Genomic DNA, 18,762 nt, shown 5'->3' with positions numbered 1-18,762 from the left:
CGTCAATTGAGCGACATGCTGCACGCGGCAGGGCAAAATCACAAAAATAACAGGGCGGCCGCCGCGATCGTCGTTGGCGCCAGTGCGCCCAGCAGCAAGCCGCCAATGCTGATGGTCTCGTCGGAAAAACCACGCTTGAGCAACGCCACGCCTGCCGGATTGGGCGCATTGGCGATGACGGTCAACCCGCCGCCGGCCACAGCACCGGCAACCAACATGTACTTTGACTCGTCGGATATTCCGTCGATCAACGAGCCGAGATAGGTCAACGCAGCGTTATCCGTGATCGCCGTCAGCCCCAGCGCCCCGAAGAACAAGGCAATAGGCTCCAGGCTGGAAACAATCGGTTGTAGCCACCAGGCCTGCATTCCGCCCAGAACGACAAGACCGGCAAGAAAGAACCCCACCAATAGCGCTTCTTTAATGATCAACGGATCTTGATGGCGTTCATAAGCCTGCGTAAATCCCAGGAACAACAAGAAAAGGCCGATGAATGCTACCGGGTGGTGGGCAAGTATCACAACGCCCGCCAGCACCGCGAGATGCACGGCGACGACCGTGACCGAAACAGGGGTGTTATTCGATGCGGGCGAGTCATCGGTGGATGAGGCGTTCAAATGCTTGCGCAGCATAAACGTCGCAATTGTTGCGTTTACGACGACGGCCAATGCGGCCTTCCAGCCGAAGGTGGCCAGCATGAAAGCGGAGTCCCACTGCCATGTCGTGGCCACCATCAACACGGGCGGCGCGGCATAGGCGGTCAATGTCCCGCCGATCGATATATTGACGAACAGCACACCCAACGCCAGATACTTTGGAATAACGGGTACGTCGGGCCTGAATATCTGTGGTGCCAGCATCAATGCCGCAATCGTCATGGCCGCTGGCTCCGTGATCAGAGATCCCAAAAGCGGAACCGCAGCGAGACCTAACCATGCAGTGGCGGTCGCTGTGGGCAGAGGGACGACCCGCGCGATGAGACTCACCGTCGTCATGACTGTTTGGAGCACTGGCCTGGACGCGGCAACCACCATCACGACAAACACAAATAACGGTTCGGTGTAGTTGCGTGACTCCGCATAGGCGAGCGCTTCCTTGCCGCCCGCCCCAATGGCCATGACGACAAGCAGTATGGAGGCCCAGAAGCCAAAGACGATCTCCACCTCGCCGAGCAGGTGGAACAGGCCCGCGTGGCGGGGGAATCGATGCGACATTCGCTCAAACTGCTTGGCGGCGAATGTGTGGATGAGGGCCAACGCAAAGATCGTGGCGGCGGCTACTTCGATGGCAGAGCCGAAGCTGGGGTGCATAGTCGCGATTGCTCCGCGTGGCGGCCCGACCAGCGCATAACCTGCCAGGCAAGAAAAAAGGCTGCCTGACACCCAACTAAAAATTGTACCAAACTATCGAACCGCGTCGGGCGCCGAAAATGCGTACTTAGGGGCGAGCGCTAACGAGGGCATCTTGGTCCGCCATGTTCCCGNCGCCCGCCCAAGGCGGGCGGCTTCGGTGTACGCAGGGTCACCGGCTACCGCCTGAGGCGGGATACTCGGGGCTTGGCGTGTTGCTATTGCCGTCAGGCATGCTGGCAGGGGGCGGCGCAGGGGTCGTGCTTTGCGTCTGTGGGGGATCATAGGTAGAGCCGCTGTCGTGGTTGCGGTGGCCACCACAACCTCCCAAAATCAGGCTGGCAGCGACGACGGGCAGGGCAAACATGCTTAGTTTCATAAGAACCTCCTGTTAAGTAGGTGTAGTGTCAGCAGCACGTAGCGTGCCAGCGTCCGGGCGCGTCTTTGGGCTGGGAGGAGCGCCCGATTGATCGGTAGCAATTGCCGGGCTTGTAAGTTTGGCCTTTGCGTCACCGGACTTCATTCCAGGCAAGATCGAGAAACGTCAGCAGCAAATCGAGCAGAGCATTCAACGTTATCTGGATGCCCTAGAGACGATTGATCGTACGCAGCTGCGCAAGATGGCCAAATTCAGCAGGGCATGTACCTGGGGGCATCGAGATGAGCTTCTGACGCAACGCGCTTGCTATCATCATAGAATTGTCCGCATCTTTTGCCTGACTGAGCGGGCGAAGTTCTTCCTGATCGGAGTGCGACGACGAAGATGGAAATTTTGACATGACCGCTGCTAAACCGATGGTGCAGCATGCCTGATCGTTTGAAATCCCACGAAGTGCAAGCGCTCCGGGAAAAACTTCGCCAGGCAGGTACGTTCAGGCTGGTAAATGCTGTTCCCTTTGTTGTTTTATTTAGTGGCGCTGCCCTGCTAGTGGGTGGCTACGGGTTTCATCGGCTGCTATTGTGGCTGATTCGCACAGGTAGCTCTGGGGTCGTCGTTGAAAATTCAGTTGCCTCGGGCGTGGCAATGTGCACTTTGCTTAGCGTGGTGGGTTTAGGCGGGTGCCTTGCTCTCATCGTCTTGTTGGATTCCAGTCCGACCGCGCGAGGGGCCAGAATCTTTCTTGGCAGCCTCATATTCTTCTGCGTGGTGATCTACGCATGGTCGTTGCGACCGCATTATCGCGTTCATCCCGATCGGCTCGATGTCGTGTCCTGGCTCTCCAGTCGGTCCTTGCACTTTGCCAGCATCGATGGCGCGCTTGTCACGTCCGGCCTCAGCAAATACAACACGCGATCCTATGTGCTGAGACTCACGTCCGAGGGCCGCGAGATCGAGTCATTGTCAATCACGCCATCTGAGCTGACGATCGTTCTTGCACAATTACCCCAAGATATTGATTGCCAAATTGACAGAAAATCTGAAAACCGAGGTGACATACAACGAGAACTCGGGCAGGCCTTTGCTGAAGGAAAGGACGCAAAAGATCTTCGGTTGCCCCCTGCCTGCCATGCCGCGTTGTCGCTGTGAGCACAACAAGAACAATGCATATATCTGCCGAAACGAGGGCGCTGCGTGCCTGATTTTTTGCTCTCCCTTGCTGCCCTGGCCGGACTTGCTTGCCTGATCCTGCCCCCTCGTTGGGGGATACGTATCTGGTTGACAGGATGCTGCTTCGTGGCCTGCTGGTATCTCAGTAGAATGCAAAACGACTTTGGCGAGGGGTTGATCGATAGTGTTGGCGGTGGCTGGGTCTCGGTCTTTACCATCTGGGGGCTTCTAGGCGGTTTTGCGGGGCTGATGCTACGGGCGGGAATTGGCGCGGTACTTATCGGCGACGGAGGTTTTCGAGCACCTCCCGGACGTTTTCGTGACGGCATCGATAGCGCTCTTGCCGCTGTTGCCATGTTGCCTATTGGCAGCTTCATCATCAGCACGGGCAGTCTGTTGCTGGCCGGTAGCGGGCATCCGTTGATCTGGCATTTTGGCCTCCTGGTTTTGTTAGTCTTGTGGGGAGCGCTAGCGCTGTTCAGGCTTCGGGGCCTGTGGCAGGGCATCACTGTGGGTCTGCTGGTTTCGACGCTTTGGGCCACGGTCGATTCCATGCACTTTGAGCAGGAAATTCTTGCCAACATGAATAGCTGGTATGACAGGCCAGGCGTGGCGAAATGTCTGGGAACGGGGGCAGAAGGCCGTTCGCTGACTGATCAGCGTCCGCTGATGAAGCTGACAGTTGAGCGACCGGTGATGCTGCGCGTGCTCGATGAGACAGAACTTGGCGCGCAATACTGGTCATTCGGGGACCGGGCTTTCGTCGGCCTGAATCCGCCACCATCGATGCCCGAATGCCAGCCGTCGGAAACACCGATCCTACCTTAGCAGATGCGTGAACCCTTTCGTCATCTCATCAGGATGCTTTGCCTTCACGTGCGCCCAGATTTCGCGACCTGATTAGTCACCCGCCTGCATCATACTGCCGTGACAATATCTTCGATAAATCGGTGAAGGATTTCGCGCGCGCTCTTTGATGTCGGCTAGGAGCTGGGGTGGTGGTTCGTTCGACCAACCCCATCCGCAGATGGCATCGAATTGCCGCAGGAGGGCCGACATATCCTCCTCGCTCAGAAGATTGTAGGGAAGGCCGAAAACGACATGCGTATCGGGTCGCAGGCAGATCATAAAATGCCGATCGGATGGGTCGAGAAGATACAGATCGACGCCAGCGTGCTCGACAGCGTCGAGATGCCAAAGCCAGCCAGGTTGCCCATTCTGCGGAACATGTCGCTCGGTCAAAGGCGTCAAAACTTCCGAGTGCGAATTCGGGCGTAGCGTAAATCGGGTAACGAATGCCTCAAGTCTTTCGCCAATCCCTCGGCAAAGGAAAAAGAAGTCCGAATCGTCAAAAAAGCTGTCACTCATGATCGACTGCTGTGCGAATGCGTCGAACGCCCGGCGCCCGTACTGACGTGGCACCGGGCCGGCTCACTCGTTCAACGCCTGCCGTGCGGCCTCTTCCGGCGTTAACCCATCATAGAACAGGTCGGTAAACCATTCGGCCTGTTCTTCGATATGATCCTGTGCCTGGCGCAACGTGGCACCGGCGGCCACTAGAAAACCCTCGACCTCGGTGCACCACTGGATCAAGGCTTCGACTTCAGGGTCCGGGGTATTTTTCTTGGCCATTTTCGTCTTCCTGTTAGAACAACCGCATCATAGCGCCAAGAATGGCCTCCGTCTGTGTCCTACGCTGCAAAATGGCTCTACCTCATAAACGGGGGACACCGACATTCATTAGACTTGTTTTTGCGAAGAACACGTTTAATGGAGGCAATGCCGATGTCCCCAATCGATTCTATCTTAGGGATCAGAGATTTAGTAGTTCAGCGCGTCGAGCGGCGCCGAGACATTCACGTCTGGGCCAAGCCCGCCACGCGGCCTGTGTGCGAGTACTGTGCGCATGAGGTTGTGCGTATCAAAGCGACACATCAGCGTACTCTCAAGTCAATGATTATGACGCGACTCACCCCGTGTCTCCAAGATGTTCACATAAAGCGTGGCTGGCTCCAGGCATGCGCCGCTGCCGTGCTGCCCCACGAGGCTGCGGTAAATCTCCTCCCACGGAGTCTGGTGCTGCAACGTGGGGGCGACCCACGCATCGCGCCTGCGGGCGAACTCATCCTCCGGCAATATCACGTCCACCTTGCGCGATTTCAGATCAATGCGAATCTTGTCGCCCGTTTTGAGCAACGCAATGCCACCGCCGACAGCCGCCTCCGGCGACACGTTTAGGATCGATGGACTCGCCGAAGTGCCGCTCTGTCTGCCATCGCCTATGGTCGGTAACGTCTTGACTCCGCGCTTAAGTAATTCGGCGGGCGGCTGCATATTGACGACTTCCGCGCCGCCCGGATAACCGACGGGCCCGCAGTTACGGATGATAAGAATGGAGCGCTCGTCGATGCTAAATTCCGGATCATCGATGTGCGCATGATAATCCTCTGGCCCCTCGAATACGACAGCCCTACCCTCGAACACATCTGGATTGTCTGGGTCGGACAGAAACTGTTTGCGGAAAGTGGAATCGATAACGCTAATCTTCATCACGGCGCTGTCGAAAAAGTTGCCCGACATGACGACGTAACCTGCCGCCTCCTTCAACGGATTGTCGAAGGCGCGAATGACCGTACGGTCTGGTTCTTGGACAGCTGCCAAGTCTTCGGCGAGTGTACGCCCCGTGACCGTCCTGACCTCCGTATGAAGACGTCCAGCTAACATCAGTTCCTTCATGACCGCCGCTACACCTCCCGCACGGTGAAACGCCTCGCCAAGAAACCGGCCGGCCGGCTGACAGTCGACGAGTAGCGGAATCTCCGGCCCAAGGCGCTGCCAATCGTCGAGCGTGTGGTTGACACCCATGTGCCTTGCGATTGCGACCACATGAATCGGACAGTTCGACGATGCGCCGAGTGCCGCTGCGGCGACGACCGCATTCTCGAACGCGGTCTGGGTCATGATGTCGGACGGCCGCAGATTCTCGGCGACCATCTCGACGATCCGTTCCCCGGTGCGATACGCCATCCAGCCACGCTCGCGATAAGGCGCGGGAATCGCGGCGCACCCGGGCAGTGACATGCCAAGGACCTCGGAGAGCGAGTTCATCGAAAGCGCGGTGCCCATCGTATTGCAGTGCCCCGCCGACGGGGCAGACGACGCCACCATGTTCATAAAAGCGTCATAGTCGATTTCGCCCGTGGCGAACCGCTTGCGCGCATCCCACACGACAGTGCCAGAGCCCGCCAGGCGCCCCTGGTACCAACCATCGAGCATCGGTCCACCCGAAAGAACGATCGATGGAATATTCACGGTGGCCGCCGCCATCAGACAGGCCGGCGTGGTCTTGTCGCAGCCGGTAGTGAGCACCACGCCGTCGATGGGATAGCCGTGCAGAATCTCCACGAGGCCAAGATACGCGAGGTTGCGGTCGATCGCGGCCGTCGGGCGCTTACCGGTTTCCTGGATCGGATGAACCGGAAATTCGAGAGGAATTCCACCTGCATCGCGGATGCCGTCCCTGACGCGCTTGGCCAGGTCGAGGTGATGCCTATTGCACGGCGCAAGGTCCGAACCGGTTTGCGCGATGCCAATGATTGGTTTGCCCGACTGCAGTTCGTTGCGCGTGATACCGAAGTTCATGTATCGCTCGATATACAGAGCGGTCATGCCCGGGTCGGAGGGATCGTCAAACCAGCGGCGGCTGCGCAGGCGGGGGCGATCCCCCGTTGCCACCGAGGGGTGCTTTTCTGTCGTCATTGCGCACATGTTCCTAATGGAGTCTCAGTCGCGCGAGTTGGGGCGCGACGCCCAATGGTTGGCCCAGGAAATTCCGTCAGCAACGGCCGACCAGCGAAGTAAGCGCTCAGATTGTCGCGCACGAGAGCCCCCATGGCGGCGCGCGTTTCCCTCGTTGCACTCGCTTGATGGGGCTGCAGAATGACATTGTCGAGTTCGCTGAACTCCTGTGCGATATCGGGCTCATTGTGAAAGACGTCAAGCGCGGCTCCAGCGATCAGGCGCTCGCGCAAGTACGTTAGCAAGACAGGTTCGTCAACGATCGCACCCCGGCCAACATTCACTAACATTCCATCGTGTCCCAATGCGTCGAGCACAGGTTTGCCGATCAGGCCGCGCGTGTCAGTATCAGCGGACGCGCAGATCACGAAGAAGTCGACTTCAGCAGCTAACGCGACCACGTCGTCGAAATACCGATAGTGCACATCGTCGAAGCGGCATCGATCGTGGTATGCGACTTCAAGCTTGAATGCTTCTGCACGCGTGGCCACCGCGCGCCCCACGCGGCCGAGTCCCAATATGCCGACACGCTTGCCCCATACGCGTGTTGTCAGGCCCGGGCCTCCCTCGGGCCAGCGCCCCTGCCTCACGTAGCTATCACACTGCGGAATACGGCGAGCGCACGCGAGCAGCAAGCCGAACGCCATGTCTGCGACATCCTCTGTTAGCACATCTGGCGTGTGGGTCACGCGGATATTTCGGTGCCGTGCGTGCGCGAGGTCGATTGCGTCGAGTCCTACACCAAAGCTCGCGATGAGCTCGAGGTCCGGGAGCAAATCCATCGTCGCTGCGTCGGCGCCGTACTCACCGTCAGTCGCCAGCACGCGCACACCTGACCCAAATGTCCGAAGGAAGCTTACCTTGTCGGGTGCCTCCCACAAACGGTGAACGTCATATGTTTGTTCGAGAATCGCCATATCGGTCGGCGTATATGGCCGAACAAGAATCAAGGGTTGCTTGCTCATAAGGTCGTAATCAGTAGAAGACGTGGGTATTTATCGTCGCTGCGCGCCGACATCGCGGAAGCGAATGTTTCGCGGTATCGCATAGGCGATGAGTAAAGCCGTTACTGCGCAGGTCAGTGCGATCGTGTAGAGACCCATTGATGCGCTGCCGGTCACCTCCTTGACCTTGCCCACCATATACGGTGCGATGAGCCCGCCGATCTGCCCGATCGAGTTAATGAGCGCCACACCCGCAGCGGCCGCCGCCCCCGTCAATACGCGCGCGGGGAAAATCCAGAAAATGCCAAACGATGCGATCACGCCGGTCGCCGCGATCATCATGCCAATGACGAGAATTACCGTGTTATTTCCGTACGCCGCGCTGAGCACATAGCCGATTGCCGCCGCCAATGCGCAACCCGTCAGGTGCCAGCGGCGCTCACCGGTACGGTCCGACGTCCTGCCCAGCAAAATCGTGCCAATCAACGCCACGATGTACGGCAGTGACGTAAGCAGGCCGATCATGAACGGATCGGTGGTGCCGGCTGTCTTGATCAATTGCGGCATCCAGAACAGAAAGCCGTAGATGCCCATGCACAGTCCGAAATAAATGAGCGAGAACAGATACGTGATTGGCAGCTTCAGCGCCGCAGCGAACGAATGTGTATTGCCCACTTGGGAGTCGCGCGCAAGGATCTCGCTCAGGCGCCGCTTCTCGTCTTGCGTGAGCCATTTCGCATCCTTGACGTGATCGTCGAGCACCAGCAGCACGACCACGCCCAGCAAGATCGACGGCACGCCTTCCAGCAGAAACAGCCACTGCCATCCTGGCAAGCCGTGCGCGCCGTCGAAGAACTTGAGAATCCCGCCTGAAACCGGCCCTGCGATAATGCCGCACAGCGCGATGCTGCCGAAAAATAGATTATTGATCCGTCCACGGCGCTCGGCCGGAAACCACCGTGTGAAGTAATAGAGCACACCCGGCACGAAACCCGCTTCCAGTACACCGAGCAGGAAACGCAAAAAGTAGAACATATTTTCCGAGCGCACGAACATCATCCCAGCCGAGACGAGGCCCCACGTAATCATGATCCGTGCGATCCAGAGGCGCGGACCCACCTTCACCAAAATGGCATTACTCGGAATTTCGAATAGTAGGTAGCCGATAAAAAAAGCACTGGCGCCGAGACCATAGGCGGCGTCGCTCAGGCCGATATCCGACTGCATCTGCAGTTTGGCGAAGCTGACATTTACCCGGTCCAAGTAAGCGACGACGAAACAGGCGAGGATTAAAGGAACAATACGCCAACTAACCTTGTTAAGAATTCTGGCCTCGTCGAGCAGATCGGCAGGCTGTTCGCTTGCCACCAATGATGCTTGCGCTTGCATTTTGTGTCTCCAATTTGTTTTGTAGTGCTGCTTAAAACAACCCACGTCTAACGGCTACACCTGCTCGCGCTAACCACGTCCTATAAAAGGCATCGCGGTCGCCATGACGGTCATGAACTGGACGTTCGCTTCCAGCGGCAGGCTCGCCATGTAGGCGACTGAACGCGCCGCGTGCGACACGTCCATGACCGGCTCAAGCGCAAGTTCGCCATTCGCCTGAAGCGTGCCTGCCCCCATCTTCGCCGTCATGTCAGTCTGCGCGTTGCCGAAATCGATCTGGCAAACCGCTATGCCGTATTGGCGTCCGTCCAACGCGCAAGCCTTAGTCAAGCCACTGACCGCGTGTTTGCTTGCGGTGTAATCGGCAGAATGCAACCGTGGAACGTGTGCGGAGAGCGAGCCGTTATTGATGATGCGCCCGCCTCTAGGGCTCTGTGCGCGCATCTGTCGGAACGCGGCCTGCGTGCAAAGCAGCGTCCCCGTCACGTTGACGTCCATCAATTGCTTCCACCGATCGATGGACAATGCCTCTACCGACACCCCTTCCACGCCAAGGCCAGCATTATTAAAGAGCAGGTCAAGGCGCCCGAACGCCTCCCGAGTCACGTCAAACAGTTGCTGCACCGACGCCGGATCGGACACGTCAGTGGGTACCGCGATCGCGCGGGCCCGATCGCCCCTCGCTTCACAATATGCATGCACCACTTCATTGAGCGCATCCACGCGTCGGCTGGCCAGTGCAACGCACCAGCCATCATCGAGCAACGCACGTGTAGTGGCTCGGCCAATTCCGGTGCTCGCCCCGGTCACGATTGCTACCCGGCTAGCCTTCGTACCTTCGGTTGTTGTTCCTTGCTCCATGTCATACCCTCCTCTTGTTGGCAGGCGCGCGACGGCAAGCCCGCGCTGCGCGTCCCGGCCATGCTCCACCCGCGCGCCTCAAAGCGACGCTTCAAGCATGGCGCGGTAATCCGCCTCGGACGCCTCGCGCGGATTGGTCTTGTGGCTATGGTCCTTGAGCGCGCCCGTGATGATGTCCGGAAACATCGCGGGCGTGACGCCCAGCTGTGCGAGCCCGGTGGGCAAGCCGAGCCGCTGTGTCATAGTGCGCACCGACGAAGCCACCTCATTGCCATTGCTCATACCCATTGCCATTGCGATGCGGTCAAGCTTGTTCTCGTTGCGCACGGAAGGTGCTTCCTGATTAAAAGCGAGCACAGCCGGCAGAAAGATCGCGTTTAGCGTGCCGTGATGAAGTCGCGGATTGATGCCGCCGAGCGAATGGCTCAGGCTGTGCACACAACCGAGGCCCTTCTGGAATGCGAGTGCGCCCTGCATCGACGCGCTCATCATGTTCATGCGCGCGACGCGGTCACTGGGCTCGCGCGTCGCGCGCTCGATATGGCGCCACGCGCGCCACAATCCGTCGAGCGCGATGCCGTCTGCAGGCGGGTTAAAAGCGGGAGCAAGGAACGTTTCGATGCAGTGTGCGACGGCATCCATGCCCGTTGCCGCCGTCAATGAGCTCGGCAAGCCTAATGTCAGTTCGGGATCGCAGATCGCAACACGAGGCACTACGAAGGGCGAGATGACGCCGACTTTGCGGCCATCGTCAAGAATCAGGATTGCGCCGCGGCCCACTTCGCTACCGGTCCCGGCCGTCGTCGGCACTGCGATGACCGGCGCGGTTTTCACGGTGATGTTTGCCACGCCTCCTTCGATCACAGCGAAGCGCTGCAGCGGACCATCGTGCGTTGCGCAAACGGCCACGCCCTTGGCCAGGTCAATGGAGGACCCGCCGCCTACGGCGATGATGCCGTCGCACGCGCCGGCCCCATAAACCGCTACGGCTTCGCGCACGGCGGCCTCGTTCGGATTCGGCGGCGTGCCGTCATAGATCGTTGCCGGCACGGCGCCCGCAAGCGCCTCGAGCACGGTATCGATAATGCCTGCAGCGCGCACCCCCTTATCGGTGACAATCAATGGTCGGAGTATGCCCACGCGTTCGCATTCACTCTTGAGCAAACGGACGGCACCAAAGTCGAACTGAATCTGCGTGATGTAGTTGATGAGAGGCATGGCAATAAGCTTTAGTTATAATGAATGAATCAATGAAAGCAGTGCTGTGGCGTAAGATGCCGACCGTCTGGACTCATGTTGCGCTGTGACGCCTAAAAAGCCTGCGTGGATCCAGTATAGGAAAAAGGTTGCTGCGCAGTAATTGAGAAGATCTGATACGGGTATAACTTTTCTTCAACCCATGATTCCACCGCTCAATTCCATCGTTTCCCGATTGCACTTGAAGCAATTGCGGCTTTTGATCGCGCTCGGCGACCACGGATCACTGCTTAAAGCCGCGCAGCAGGTCGCGCTTACGCAGCCGGGCGCCAGCAAGGCATTGCAGGAAATCGAAACCACCTTCGACACGCCGCTATTCAAGCGCACCAATCGCGGGCTCGAACCCAATGAGGCCGGGCATTGCGCGATCCGTTATGCGCGCGTGATCTACACAGAGCTTTCGCAGATGCGCGAGGAAATGGTGGGGATCCAGGGTGGGCGCGTGTCGGTTGGCGTCATCATGGGCGCGGTGCCGCTCCTTACCGATGCGATCACAGCGCTCAACCCGGATCTGTCGGTCGAGATCGTGGAAGACACAAGCGCAGCCCTGCTGAGCCTGATCGATGTGGGTCGGCTCGATCTCGCGATCTGTCGTACGACAATCAGCCAAACGCCACAAATTTACGATTCGCTCAAGCTGCAGGACGAAACACTCGCGGTGGTTGCCAACGTGCAGCATCCACTCAGGGGGGAGAAGCGGCTCACGCTACATGATCTCGCGGAATATCGTTGGGTGGTGTATCGCGCAAACATGCCGATGCGCCTGCTTCTCGAGCGCGAGTTCCGGGACGCCGAAATCCGCTTTCCGAGACATCTGCTCGAAACGACCTCCGTGTTCGCCACCCTCGCGATTCTGCGAAGTAATCCGTCATTCGTCGCGCTCGTGTCCATCGACGTCGCGCAGTTTTTTGCCCGTCACGAGATGACCTGCATTCTTTCGCTGGATCTAGCCTCCCGCAGTGAACCCTACGAACTCGTTACGCGAAAAGGCGCGCCGCTCTCACACGGAGCAAAACTGCTAATCGAAGCGCTGAGCCGCGACCATGGGATTAAAAAATGAAGCGGGGCGCGAACGAGGCCGACAGCGGGACTACGTGACGTATCCGAGCCAGTGTTCATCCCCCGAAAATGGGGTAGAGCCCGACAACAAAAAACCCCGTAGAGCTTTGTTTCTACGAGGTTTTTATCGTGTCTCGGACTATATGAGAGTAATGGCGGACAGAGGGGGATTCGAACCCCCGATACGTTTATCACGTATACACGCTTTCCAGGCGTGCGCCTTCAACCGCTCGGCCACCTGTCCTGATCTGGATGCTGATGCAGCAAAACCGGGCCATACCGGCATCGTGCAAATGCGAATCAGCGATTCTAGCAGAATTGGATGACGGGCGCTGGTTATGGCGACCTTCTTGCGCATGAGCCGGGGCTGGATCGGTGCAGATTTGGCGACGGATCCGCCGCCGGGCGGCCGCAATAGCGGAAACAGGTTTGCCTATCAGCGCCGAACGACCATTCCTGGGGCCGGGTTGTTACTTTTGCGACGGCTACAATGGCCGCGACCCTGGCCCGCCCTGTGTCGCAGTTCCCCTATTGCTTTGTCCTCATGCCCTATGCTTGATGGCATGGTGTTTCCGTTGCTCTATTAGGGGCGTCTTTTACTAGTATGAGTTGATTGATGACCCCACTTCGCACCTTGACGATCATCCTGGCCTGTCTGGCCATGTTGGGTCCTTTTGCGACTGACGCTTATTTGCCCTCTTTTTTGAGCATTGGTGACGAGTTCGGCGCCAGTCAAGCCATGGTGCAGCAGACGCTCAGTCTTTACCTGACGGGTTTCGCGGTCATGAGCCTGTTCTGGGGAACCTTGTCGGACAGTTTTGGGCGTCGTCCGGTCATCATCGCTTCCCTGGTGCTGTTTGGTATCGGCTCAGTAGGCTCCGCGCTGGCGCCATCCTTTGGTTGGCTGCTGTTCTTTCGCACCATGCAAGGCTGTTCGGCGGGGGCGGGGCGCGTGGTGGGCCAGGCGCTGGTACGTGATCGCTTTCACGGGGCTGATGCGCAGCGGCTGTTTGCGAATATCACGATGGTCTTCAGCCTGGCACCCGCCATTGCGCCGGTGATCGGGGGGTATCTGAATAACTACGCCGGGTGGAGATCGACGTTTGGCCTGTTGGTCATCCTGACGATGGTGCTGCTATGGGTATGCGTGCGCAAGCTGCCTGAAAGTCTGCCGCCCGAAGCCCGTCAACCCTTTAAGCTGGGCTCGATTCTGCGCAATTATCTCAAGGCGTTGCGTAGCCTCCAGTTCGTTCTGGCCATCCTGGGCGTTGGCTTTGCCTTTGCCGGATTCTCGCTCTATATCTCCTCGGCGGCCAGCTTCATTATGGGCATCCTGAAACTGCCCGAGACGGCATTCGGCTGGCTGTTTATCCCATTCATCACGGGTATGGTGGGCGGCGCCATGATCAATTCCCGGTTGGCGGGGCGGGTACGAGCTGACGTGATGATCCGGGTGGGTATGTTGATTATGGCGACCGGTGGCGTGATCAACGTGCTCTATAACCTGATTTGGCAAGCCGAGGTGCCCTGGGCGGTCATTCCAATTTTCGTCTACGCGCTGGGTATGTCCATCGTCTTGCCCAGCATGACGGTGATGGTGCTTGGCATCTTTCCGCAGATGCGAGGCTTGGCCTCGTCGTTGCAAAGTTCCGTGCAGATGACGATCTTTGCCTCGGTGTCGGGGCTGGTGGCGCCGTTGTTGTTCGATAGCCCCTTATTGCTCGCGTTGGGCATGGCTACCAGTTCGGCATTGTGCATTGGGTTCTGGACCGCGAGCCAGGCGGTTGCGCTGCGGCGCAAACCCTCCGAGGCTTGATTTATCCGGGCACGCCCCACTTGGTGAACTGAGGCCTCGAGGCACGAGGCTTTTGTCGCCGGCCTAGACGTGGTGCATATGCTTCATCGTCAGCGCGGTCGCCGCCGCGCGCGTTTCGACACCGAGCTTCACAAAGATATGCTCTAGGTGCTTGTTGACGGTGCGTGGCGCGATTCCCAGAGTCTCGCCGATATCGCGATTGGTCTTGCCCTTGGTCATCCAGCGTGACGACGGCGGTATCCAGGCGTTCCAGGGCGGTGTGATACTGCGCATGATGTTTGAGGGTGCGCTTTGATACTGGCCGAGTTGAAAGTTCTGGGTTGGCAGCTGGCGAACGCGAACTGCCGCTCAGCAGAACCCGTAGAAATCTTCCCACTCTTGAACCCGGGTAAACCCTTGGCTTGTGCATCGCAGAGCTATGTCTATAATTGTCCATAAAATAAACAATAAGACCATATTATGGACAATTACGGAGATGATATGCCTATCGATAAGCCTGATGCCGAGCCGTTGACGCCCTATCAGCATCCCAATCCACCCGACGCGTTGCCGGAGATAGTGATTCCACATGCGATCCCGACAGATGAGCGCCTATGGGTGCCTCAGGCCGAGAATGTCTGGTTTCGCCCGCTCTGTTTGAACGCCAGCCAGGGCTACTGGATGAACCTGTTGCGGGTGCGCAAGTCTGGGGTGTTGAGCCGCCACCGCCATCCGCAGGCCGTGCACGGTTTTGTGCTGAAAGGTCGTTGGCGCTATCTGGAGCATGACTGGGAGGCGACTGAGGGCAGCTACGTGTTTGAGCCGCCGGGCGAAACGCACACGCTGTACGTCCCGCCCGATGTGGAGGAAATGATCACGTACTTTCAGGTGAACGGAGTCATGTACTACACGGATCCGTGGGGCAAGGGTATGGGGTACGAGGACGTCTTTACCAAGATCGATATGTGCCGCAAGCATTTCACCGGGGTGGGTTTGGGTGAAGACTATGTGCAGCAATTTATTCGCTAAACAAATAGCCGCATCAATGCGGTGATCCAGCGTCCATGAGTATCGAGGGACGCCCCTTGAACTCAAGGTGATGCGGCATAACTAAAACTTCATGTGGAGAGAGGCTATGAAACGCCGTGCATTTAATCGCTGTATCGTTTCTGCCTTGCTAGGCGGCGCTGCGGCGCTGGCTGCGATTCCGGTCGCGCAAGCACAGAATTTCCCTAGTCGTCCGGTTGAATTGGTGGTGACGTTTGCTGCAGGTGGCGGTACCGATGCTTTGGCGAGAGCCATGGCAGATGCGTCGCGCAAGCATTTTCCCCAGACGATTGTGGTGTTGAACAAGCCTGGAGCAGCAGGGGGAATTGGTTTGACCGATGTCGCCCATAGCAAGCCCGATGGCTACAAGCTCGCGTTGGTGACGGCAGATATGGTGATCATTCCCCATCTGGGGTTAACCAAGACCACCTACGAAAATTTCACGCCTATCATCCAGCTTAATGCTGATCCCTCGGCCATCACGGTTGCTGCTAATTCGCCGTACAACACGATCGAAGAGTTTCTGGACGCGGCGCGTGCAAAGCCAGAGATGATGCAGGTGGGGAACGCGGGTGTGGGATCGATCTGGCATTTGGCAGCCGCAGCGCTGGAGGACAAGACCGGTACTAAATTCAATCACATTCCTTTTAATGGCGGAAATCCGGCAGTATTAGCACTGTTGGGGGGGCACATTGATGCGGTAGCCGTCAGTCCGGCCGAAGTCATTCAGTATGTGAAAGCCGGCAAACTGAAGACACTCGCGGTGATGGCCGACAAGCGTGTGGAAGGCTTTGAAAATGTGCCGACGCTGAAAGAGCGCAACATTGATCTGTCCATTGGGACGTGGCGAGGGATTGCAGCACCAAAAGGTACACCTCAGCCCGTGTTGGACACTTTGGGCGATGCTTTCCGCAAGGCCGCTGCAGAAGACAGCCTGAAGAAATTCATGGCCGAGCAGAATCTGGGTTATGTCGTGGCGGATCAGAAAAATTTTACAGAGCAGATCGAGCGTGACAATGCTACGTTTAAGGCTTTGATCGAAAAATTCAATATGCGACCGTGAGTCTGTTGTCGGTCGACTTTTTTAGTGACGAGGAATAAACATGGATCTGGGAATCTCGGGCAAAACTGCCCTAGTCGGTGGGGCAAGCAAGGGTTTGGGCTACGGCTGCGCGCTGGCGTTGGTGCGTGCGGGCGTTAACGTGGTGATTGTGGCGCGTGGTGCCGATGCATTAAACCTGGCACAGCAACAGCTATTGCAGGAGCGCTCGAATAGCGAGAGTTTTGTCAAAGCGGTCGCCGTTGATATCACGACGCCACAAGGCCGCGAGGCCGTGTTCGCGGAACGTGGGGATTACGACATTGTCGTGACGAATGCGGGGGGACCACCGCCGGGTGATTTTCGTGATTGGGACCGAGATCAGTGGATTAAGGCCGTTGACGCAAACATGTTGACGCCGATTGAGCTAATCAAGGCGACGGTGGATGGCATGGCGCAGCGTGGCTTTGGGCGCATCGTCAATATCACCTCCAGTTCGGTGAAAGCGCCTATTGACGTGCTGGGTTTGTCCAATGGTGCGCGTAGTGGTCTGAGTGGCTTTGTGGCAGGCGTCGCACGCAGTGGTATCGCTGCGCACGGCGTGACGATCAATAACTTGTTGCCCGGTGCGTTTGAGACCGATCGATTGAAGTCGACCATGGCGGCTTCAGCGGCCAAAACGGGCAAAGATGTGGACGCATTGCGGGCTGCGCGTTTGGCGGGAATTCCTGCTAAACGTTTCGGCCAGGCCGAAGAGTTTGGTGCCATCTGCGCGTTTCTGTGCAGTGTGCAAGCAGGCTATATGACAGGGCAAAACGTGTTGGCCGACGGCGGCGCTTACCCGGGGACTTTCTGAGTGTGAGGATATGACGTATCAGGCTGATTTATTTGCGGGGAAAACTGTCTTAGTGACTGGCGCGACACAGGGGATTGGTGCCGCCATTGCCAATCGCCTGGCGTCGCTGGGCGCACGCACGATCGCAGCGGGGTTGAGCTCTGACTCGACCGATCTGAGTTCGGATATCGAGGTGCGTATCGGGGATGTCAGCAAAGCGGAGGATGTCGAGACTTTGCTGGTCGGTCTGGATGCGTTAGATATTGTGGTGAACTGCGCCGGCATTATTCGACGTGGCGCAGAGCATGATCCCGCCGTGTTTGAGCAGGTGCTGGCAGTGAATCTGACAGGCACGATGCGTGTTTGCAGTGCGGCACGTGAACGTTTGGCACGGCGCAGGGGGTGCATTGTGAACACCGCTTCCATGCTGAGTTTTTTTGGCGGATCCCTGGTGCCGGCTTATGCCGCCAGTAAAGGGGGCGTGGCACAATTGACGAAGTCGCTTGCGCTGGCTTATGCAGAGGATGGCATCCGTGTGAATGCGATTGCGCCGGGTTGGATTGCGACACCGTTGACACGGGCGTTGCAGGAAGATCCGGTGCGGTCGGCACCGATTCTGTCGCGTACTCCGCTGGGTCGCTGGGGCACGCCGCAGGACGTGGCCGAAGGAGCGGTATTTTTGTGCACGCCGGCTGCGGCCTTTATGACGGGTGTGATTCTGCCCGTGGATGGGGGGTATCTGGTGGCCTAACACCGATGGCGGCACCCGTCGATGAGAGACCTGGATGACTATGAGCAGAGAGCCTCGAGTCGGCAATGGGTTGTCTGACGGACGCTGTGCTGCATGGCGTAGATTAATCCGGGGATAATGCTGTTGTTGGTGCACCCCGGTGTGCTTGCGCGTGGCAAGCCTCTTGCCGCCTTTCTTTTGATTTACTCATTCGTTGCGATGTCAGCCTCTACATCCGTTGCTTCTCCCCCGACTGCTCAGGTAGCCGGCACCGCTGCGTTTTCGAAGTTCATGCATGTGCTGCAGTTGGTAGCGGATACGGCAGAGCCCATGACGATTGCCGAGCTCAGCAAGCTCAGCGGTTATCCGCGTCCCACCGTGTACCGTACGGTCGCGGCGTTGCTCGCCGAGCGCTTGTTGGCCGAGCATCCTCACTCCGGAAAACTGACCCTGGGGCCTCGTTTGATCCAATTGGCCAGCCGTAGCTGGGGGCGTTCTGAGTTGCGCCTGGCAGCCGTTGAAGAACTCAAGCAGCTACGTGATCTGACCGGCGAAACGGTGCATCTGGCGGTGCCGAACGGCCAGCACATGGTCTATATCGAAAAGCTGGAAAGCCCTAGCGCGGTGCAAATGCATTCGCGCATCGGGACCAATGTTTCCCTGCATTCGACGTCGGTGGGCAAGGCCTATCTCGCGCTGCTAGACGAGGTCGCGCAGCGGACGGCGCTGGATGCTTTGCCGCAACCGCTGCCGCACTATATGCCTAACACGGTGAAAGATCTGCAGGCTTTGCGTGCGCAACTTAAACAAGTGCGTCAGCGCGGATGGGCCGTAGATGACGAGGAAAACGAGGCGGGTATTTATTGCTTCGGCGCGCCTATATTTGGACGCAATGGTATTCCGGTCGCCGCCATCAGTGTCAGTACCTTGCGCTTTCGGCAAAAGCCCGACCCAGAGGCGGCCTATGTCGCACCGTTGTTGCAAGCCTGCCGGGCGATTACGCAGCGTTTGGCCGAGACGCCAGCACTGTCGTCGGCGGACATGTTGTAGGTCGCGCCGCGGTTCCCTTTTTTACTTGATTTGACAGCTATCAGGTGGCCAGTACGGCAC

Annotated in this window: 18 protein-coding genes, 1 tRNA gene and 1 pseudogene; 9 read left to right on the top strand and 11 right to left on the bottom strand. The window is 58.1% G+C overall.

Annotated elements, in window-relative coordinates; genetic code table 11:
• Nucleotides 1-38 precede the first annotated feature (38 nt).
• Nucleotides 39-1,310 (bottom strand): putative Na+/H+ antiporter, encoded by a 1,272-nt coding sequence (locus ACNAZS_RS19585; protein WP_415792177.1) that lies wholly within the window; start codon nucleotides 1,308-1,310, stop codon nucleotides 39-41.
• A gap of 211 nt (nucleotides 1,311-1,521) precedes the next feature.
• Nucleotides 1,522-1,728: a hypothetical protein gene (locus ACNAZS_RS19580; protein ID WP_415792176.1), complete on the bottom strand. Its 207-nt coding sequence runs from the start codon at nucleotides 1,726-1,728 to the stop codon at nucleotides 1,522-1,524.
• Between the two features lie 426 nt (nucleotides 1,729-2,154).
• Between ACNAZS_RS19580 and ACNAZS_RS19575 the strand changes: the two genes are divergently transcribed.
• Together ACNAZS_RS19575 and ACNAZS_RS19570 are read left to right on the top strand one after the other, a co-directional pair.
• Nucleotides 2,155-2,877 (top strand): hypothetical protein, encoded by a 723-nt coding sequence (locus ACNAZS_RS19575; protein WP_415792175.1) that lies wholly within the window; start codon nucleotides 2,155-2,157, stop codon nucleotides 2,875-2,877.
• Nucleotides 2,878-3,048: 171 nt separating this feature from the next.
• Nucleotides 3,049-3,726 carry a hypothetical protein gene (locus ACNAZS_RS19570; protein ID WP_415792174.1) on the top strand — a complete coding sequence of 226 codons (678 nt, stop codon included), beginning with the start codon at nucleotides 3,049-3,051 and terminating at the stop codon, nucleotides 3,724-3,726.
• A 72-nt stretch (nucleotides 3,727-3,798) separates the two neighbouring features.
• Here ACNAZS_RS19570 and ACNAZS_RS19565 read toward each other — a convergent pair whose 3' ends face one another.
• The 7 genes from ACNAZS_RS19565 to ACNAZS_RS19535 all read right to left on the bottom strand — a co-directional run bounded on the left by ACNAZS_RS19565 (nucleotide 3,799) and on the right by ACNAZS_RS19535 (nucleotide 11,108).
• Nucleotides 3,799-4,266 carry a hypothetical protein gene (locus ACNAZS_RS19565; protein ID WP_415792173.1) on the bottom strand — a complete coding sequence of 156 codons (468 nt, stop codon included), beginning with the start codon at nucleotides 4,264-4,266 and terminating at the stop codon, nucleotides 3,799-3,801.
• Between the two features lie 63 nt (nucleotides 4,267-4,329).
• A complete protein-coding gene (locus tag ACNAZS_RS19560) occupies nucleotides 4,330-4,530 on the bottom strand; it encodes a hypothetical protein (protein ID WP_415792172.1) in 201 nt (66 codons plus the stop codon).
• 318 nt (nucleotides 4,531-4,848) lie between these two features.
• Nucleotides 4,849-6,657, bottom strand: a complete 1,809-nt coding sequence (locus ACNAZS_RS19555) for an IlvD/Edd family dehydratase (RefSeq protein ID WP_415792171.1) — start codon at nucleotides 6,655-6,657, stop codon at nucleotides 4,849-4,851.
• On the bottom strand, nucleotides 6,654-7,661 hold the full coding sequence (locus ACNAZS_RS19550; RefSeq protein ID WP_415792170.1) for a 2-hydroxyacid dehydrogenase: 1,008 nt from the start codon (nucleotides 7,659-7,661) through the stop codon (nucleotides 6,654-6,656). The genes ACNAZS_RS19555 and ACNAZS_RS19550 overlap by 4 nt, the downstream gene beginning before the upstream one ends.
• A gap of 30 nt (nucleotides 7,662-7,691) precedes the next feature.
• Nucleotides 7,692-9,029, bottom strand: a complete 1,338-nt coding sequence (locus ACNAZS_RS19545; RefSeq protein WP_415792169.1) for an MFS transporter — start codon at nucleotides 9,027-9,029, stop codon at nucleotides 7,692-7,694.
• A gap of 69 nt (nucleotides 9,030-9,098) precedes the next feature.
• The gene (locus ACNAZS_RS19540) at nucleotides 9,099-9,890 is read right to left on the bottom strand and encodes an SDR family oxidoreductase (protein WP_415792168.1); all 792 of its coding nucleotides are present in this window, start codon (nucleotides 9,888-9,890) and stop codon (nucleotides 9,099-9,101) included.
• Nucleotides 9,891-9,968: 78 nt separating this feature from the next.
• On the bottom strand, nucleotides 9,969-11,108 hold the full coding sequence (locus ACNAZS_RS19535) for an iron-containing alcohol dehydrogenase (RefSeq protein WP_415792167.1): 1,140 nt from the start codon (nucleotides 11,106-11,108) through the stop codon (nucleotides 9,969-9,971).
• A 181-nt stretch (nucleotides 11,109-11,289) separates the two neighbouring features.
• On the opposite strand from ACNAZS_RS19535, the gene ACNAZS_RS19530 reads away from it, so the two are divergent.
• Nucleotides 11,290-12,207, top strand: a complete 918-nt coding sequence (locus tag ACNAZS_RS19530; protein WP_415792166.1) for a LysR family transcriptional regulator — start codon at nucleotides 11,290-11,292, stop codon at nucleotides 12,205-12,207.
• A 152-nt stretch (nucleotides 12,208-12,359) separates the two neighbouring features.
• Here the strand turns inward: ACNAZS_RS19530 and ACNAZS_RS19525 are convergent.
• Nucleotides 12,360-12,450, bottom strand: a tRNA-Ser gene (locus tag ACNAZS_RS19525).
• A 372-nt stretch (nucleotides 12,451-12,822) separates the two neighbouring features.
• On the opposite strand from ACNAZS_RS19525, the gene ACNAZS_RS19520 reads away from it, so the two are divergent.
• On the top strand, nucleotides 12,823-14,022 hold the full coding sequence (locus tag ACNAZS_RS19520; protein ID WP_415792165.1) for a multidrug effflux MFS transporter: 1,200 nt from the start codon (nucleotides 12,823-12,825) through the stop codon (nucleotides 14,020-14,022).
• A 63-nt stretch (nucleotides 14,023-14,085) separates the two neighbouring features.
• Here ACNAZS_RS19520 and ACNAZS_RS19515 read toward each other — a convergent pair.
• Nucleotides 14,086-14,244 (bottom strand): annotated as a pseudogene (locus tag ACNAZS_RS19515) (response regulator transcription factor); the annotation flags it as partial.
• Nucleotides 14,245-14,502: 258 nt separating this feature from the next.
• Between ACNAZS_RS19515 and ACNAZS_RS19510 the strand changes: the two are divergent.
• The 5 genes from ACNAZS_RS19510 (at nucleotide 14,503) to ACNAZS_RS19490 (ending at nucleotide 18,702) form a co-directional block, all read left to right on the top strand.
• Nucleotides 14,503-15,030, top strand: a complete 528-nt coding sequence (locus tag ACNAZS_RS19510) for a 2,4'-dihydroxyacetophenone dioxygenase family protein (protein ID WP_415792164.1) — start codon at nucleotides 14,503-14,505, stop codon at nucleotides 15,028-15,030.
• A gap of 106 nt (nucleotides 15,031-15,136) precedes the next feature.
• Nucleotides 15,137-16,111, top strand: a complete 975-nt coding sequence (locus ACNAZS_RS19505; RefSeq protein ID WP_415792163.1) for a Bug family tripartite tricarboxylate transporter substrate binding protein — start codon at nucleotides 15,137-15,139, stop codon at nucleotides 16,109-16,111.
• Between the two features lie 40 nt (nucleotides 16,112-16,151).
• Nucleotides 16,152-16,943 carry an SDR family oxidoreductase gene (locus ACNAZS_RS19500; protein ID WP_415792162.1) on the top strand — a complete coding sequence of 264 codons (792 nt, stop codon included), beginning with the start codon at nucleotides 16,152-16,154 and terminating at the stop codon, nucleotides 16,941-16,943.
• Between the two features lie 10 nt (nucleotides 16,944-16,953).
• The gene (locus tag ACNAZS_RS19495) at nucleotides 16,954-17,673 is read left to right on the top strand and encodes an SDR family NAD(P)-dependent oxidoreductase (protein ID WP_415792161.1); all 720 of its coding nucleotides are present in this window, start codon (nucleotides 16,954-16,956) and stop codon (nucleotides 17,671-17,673) included.
• Nucleotides 17,674-17,871: 198 nt separating this feature from the next.
• Nucleotides 17,872-18,702 carry an IclR family transcriptional regulator gene (locus ACNAZS_RS19490; RefSeq protein ID WP_415792298.1) on the top strand — a complete coding sequence of 277 codons (831 nt, stop codon included), beginning with the start codon at nucleotides 17,872-17,874 and terminating at the stop codon, nucleotides 18,700-18,702.
• Nucleotides 18,703-18,762 lie beyond the last annotated feature (60 nt).

The organism is Bordetella tumulicola (assembly GCF_965138755.1).
Taxonomy (GTDB): domain Bacteria; phylum Pseudomonadota; class Gammaproteobacteria; order Burkholderiales; family Burkholderiaceae_B; genus Bordetella_A; species Bordetella_A tumulicola.
Note: the sequence above shows the minus strand (reverse complement) of the source record. Positions and strands in the feature narration are given on the sequence as shown.

What these genes read in the sequence shown, in the direction of transcription:
- ACNAZS_RS19535 (WP_415792167.1), bottom strand. Translation starts at nt 11,108, where the DNA reads ATGCCTCTCATCAACTACATCACGCAGATTCAGTTCGACTTTGGTGCC.
- ACNAZS_RS19540 (WP_415792168.1), bottom strand. Translation starts at nt 9,890, where the DNA reads ATGGAGCAAGGAACAACAACCGAAGGTACGAAGGCTAGCCGGGTAGCA.
- ACNAZS_RS19505 (WP_415792163.1), top strand. Translation starts at nt 15,137, where the DNA reads ATGAAACGCCGTGCATTTAATCGCTGTATCGTTTCTGCCTTGCTAGGC.
- ACNAZS_RS19580 (WP_415792176.1), bottom strand. Translation starts at nt 1,728, where the DNA reads ATGAAACTAAGCATGTTTGCCCTGCCCGTCGTCGCTGCCAGCCTGATT.
- ACNAZS_RS19510 (WP_415792164.1), top strand. Translation starts at nt 14,503, where the DNA reads ATGCCTATCGATAAGCCTGATGCCGAGCCGTTGACGCCCTATCAGCAT.
- ACNAZS_RS19550 (WP_415792170.1), bottom strand. Translation starts at nt 7,661, where the DNA reads ATGAGCAAGCAACCCTTGATTCTTGTTCGGCCATATACGCCGACCGAT.
- ACNAZS_RS19490 (WP_415792298.1), top strand. Translation starts at nt 17,872, where the DNA reads ATGTCAGCCTCTACATCCGTTGCTTCTCCCCCGACTGCTCAGGTAGCC.
- ACNAZS_RS19545 (WP_415792169.1), bottom strand. Translation starts at nt 9,029, where the DNA reads ATGCAAGCGCAAGCATCATTGGTGGCAAGCGAACAGCCTGCCGATCTG.
- ACNAZS_RS19495 (WP_415792161.1), top strand. Translation starts at nt 16,954, where the DNA reads ATGACGTATCAGGCTGATTTATTTGCGGGGAAAACTGTCTTAGTGACT.
- ACNAZS_RS19560 (WP_415792172.1), bottom strand. Translation starts at nt 4,530, where the DNA reads ATGGCCAAGAAAAATACCCCGGACCCTGAAGTCGAAGCCTTGATCCAG.
- ACNAZS_RS19530 (WP_415792166.1), top strand. Translation starts at nt 11,290, where the DNA reads ATGATTCCACCGCTCAATTCCATCGTTTCCCGATTGCACTTGAAGCAA.
- ACNAZS_RS19570 (WP_415792174.1), top strand. Translation starts at nt 3,049, where the DNA reads ATGCAAAACGACTTTGGCGAGGGGTTGATCGATAGTGTTGGCGGTGGC.
- ACNAZS_RS19500 (WP_415792162.1), top strand. Translation starts at nt 16,152, where the DNA reads ATGGATCTGGGAATCTCGGGCAAAACTGCCCTAGTCGGTGGGGCAAGC.
- ACNAZS_RS19565 (WP_415792173.1), bottom strand. Translation starts at nt 4,266, where the DNA reads ATGAGTGACAGCTTTTTTGACGATTCGGACTTCTTTTTCCTTTGCCGA.
- ACNAZS_RS19585 (WP_415792177.1), bottom strand. Translation starts at nt 1,310, where the DNA reads ATGCACCCCAGCTTCGGCTCTGCCATCGAAGTAGCCGCCGCCACGATC.
- ACNAZS_RS19520 (WP_415792165.1), top strand. Translation starts at nt 12,823, where the DNA reads ATGACCCCACTTCGCACCTTGACGATCATCCTGGCCTGTCTGGCCATG.
- ACNAZS_RS19555 (WP_415792171.1), bottom strand. Translation starts at nt 6,657, where the DNA reads ATGACGACAGAAAAGCACCCCTCGGTGGCAACGGGGGATCGCCCCCGC.
- ACNAZS_RS19575 (WP_415792175.1), top strand. Translation starts at nt 2,155, where the DNA reads ATGCCTGATCGTTTGAAATCCCACGAAGTGCAAGCGCTCCGGGAAAAA.